Annotated in this window: 1 protein-coding gene; it reads right to left on the reverse strand. The window is 49.9% G+C overall.

The genetic code is table 11. The annotated features are described in order from the left end of the window. Window positions 1–371 (reverse strand): transposase (locus HQ41_RS04135; RefSeq protein WP_044188313.1); only part of this gene is annotated, 371 nt, incomplete at both ends.

A 371-nucleotide genomic window follows, 5' to 3' on the forward strand; every position in this document is an offset into this window, starting at 1 on the left:
AACCACCGACGAATACTGCCAAAGGTCCGCTCTATCAAGCACCTTGTCTTACTGATCACACGGTTGAATGCCTTCTGACTCTCGTTAAGAGTCTTCCCACGAATGGCCTTGAGCATAATGCCGTCCACCAAGCCACGACGAGCCAAGTACTCCGAATTCTTTTTACTACAATAGCCTTTGTCCGCTAGGACACTTACCCCTGATGACAACTCGGACTGCTCGATTAAGGCGGGAAAAGCAACCGTATCTGCACAATTAGCGGGGGGGGTAATGAGGGCTTCTACCAAGCCTTGATCATCGGTAAGCACGTGTTTCTTATACCCATACCGATAATGCTTGCCTTTGCGTACCCAACGAGCCTCTGCATCAAC

Origin of the sequence: Porphyromonas sp. COT-290 OH860, assembly GCF_000768935.1 — a bacterium.
Lineage (GTDB): Bacteria > Bacteroidota > Bacteroidia > Bacteroidales > Porphyromonadaceae > Porphyromonas.